Below are 1,806 nucleotides of genomic sequence, written 5' to 3'. Positions count from 1 at the left end.
TTGCGCCAGGCCCGCGAAAGCAATGGCTGGTCGCTGGCCGAAGTGGCCCTCAAGCTCAACCTCACCGTGACTTCCCTGAGCAATCTTGAAACCGGCGCTTTCGACAAGCTGCCGGGGCATACCTTTGCTCGCGGCTATATTCGCGCCTATGCCAAATTGCTCGGCATGGATCAGACCGCTCTGGTTCAGCAGTTCGACCAATCCACTGGCACCGACTCTCAGGGCAGCAACGTGCACGCCTTGGGCCGCATCGAAGAGCCGGTGCGGGTTTCCCACACTATTTTGCGTATCGTCAGCCTGTTGTTGCTGATTGCGGTCATCGGCGGTGGTTTCGTCTGGTGGCAGGATCAGACTTCGCAGCGCACCAAGGACCTGATCGGTCTGACGCCGGAGCACGTTGAAGTCGAAGGCGCCGACGGTACTACCCAGATTCATCCGCTGGACGAGCCGGAAGACCAGGCTGTCGCGGAAGGTCAGGCCGAGGGCGCGACCGCTCTGGCACTGCCACAATCGGAAACCGCTGCTGAAGCGCCGGCCGAGGCGACTGCCACTGCACCAGCCACACCAGCGCCAAGCGCTACGCCTGCTGCACCGGTTCATACTCCGGCGCCAGTCGTTGCCAGTCCGGCGACTCCGGCCCCATTTGTTCCGTCCACGCCAGCACCGACCGTTACCGCTCCGGTAGTTCCGGCCGCTCCTGTACCAGCCGCCGTGCCAGTTGCCGGTGAAGGTCAGGTTCAAGTGCAATTCGTTGCCGATTGCTGGACTCAAGTTACCGATGGCAGCGGCAAAGTGCTGTTCAGCGGTCTGAAGCGCAAGGGCGACAGCCTGGCAGTTGCCGGCAAGCCGCCGTTCGCGGTGCGTCTTGGCTATGCCCGTGGCGCGCAGATCAGCTACAACGGCCAGCCGGTCGATGTCACTCCGTTCACCAGTGGCGAGACTGCTCGCCTGAAGTTGGGTCAATAAGTCATGCACGGCGAATCTCCAATCAAACGTCGCGTCTCGCGCAAGATCTGGGTCGGTAACGTGCCTGTCGGCGGCGATGCGCCTATCGCTGTGCAGAGCATGACCAACAGCGACACCAATGATGTCGCTGCCACCGTTGCGCAGATCAATCGTCTGGAAGCCGCTGGCGTCGACATCGTGCGTATCTCGGTGCCGGACATGGACGCTGCCGAAGCGTTCGGCAAGATCAAGCAATTGGTCAAAGTGCCGCTGGTTGCCGACATTCACTTTGACTACAAGATCGCCTTGCGCGTAGCCGAGCTGGGTGTGGATTGCCTGCGGATCAACCCGGGCAACATCGGTCGTGAAGACCGTGTGCGTGCAGTGGTTGATGCGGCGCGTGATCGCGGGATTCCGATCCGGATCGGCGTCAACGCCGGTTCCCTGGAAAAAGACCTGCAAAAGAAATACGGCGAACCGACCCCGGCAGCACTGGTCGAGTCCGCATTGCGTCACGTTGAACACCTTGAGCGCCTGAATTTCCAGGACTTCAAGGTCAGCGTGAAGGCCTCCGACGTGTTCATGGCCGTCGAAGCCTATCGCTTGCTGGCGAAAGAAATCGTCCAGCCGCTGCACCTTGGCATCACCGAAGCCGGTGGATTGCGTTCGGGCACAGTGAAATCCGCCGTGGGCCTAGGTATGCTGCTCGCCGAAGGGATTGGCGATACTATCCGCATCTCGCTGGCGGCCGATCCGGTCGAGGAAGTGAAGGTCGGTTACGACATTCTCAAGTCTTTGCATCTGCGTTCCGGTGGGATCAACTTCTTCGCCTGCCCGAGCTGCTCGCGGCAGACCTTCGCT

At 61.0% G+C, this 1,806-nt stretch carries 2 protein-coding genes; both read left to right on the top strand.

Annotation, left to right across the window (positions count from 1 at the left end):
- A partial coding sequence (locus ACIOZM_RS31495) for a RodZ domain-containing protein (protein ID WP_401221526.1) occupies nucleotides 1-966 on the top strand: 966 nt, incomplete at its 5' end.
- Between the two features lie 3 nt (nucleotides 967-969).
- Nucleotides 970-1,806, top strand: an 837-nt coding sequence (gene ispG, locus ACIOZM_RS31490; protein WP_401221523.1) for a flavodoxin-dependent (E)-4-hydroxy-3-methylbut-2-enyl-diphosphate synthase, incomplete at its 3' end; no start/stop codon positions are given.

It is taken from the genome of Pseudomonas sp. NPDC087346 (assembly GCF_044744235.1).
GTDB lineage: Bacteria > Pseudomonadota > Gammaproteobacteria > Pseudomonadales > Pseudomonadaceae > Aquipseudomonas.
This window is presented reverse-complemented; position numbering and strand designations above follow the sequence as displayed.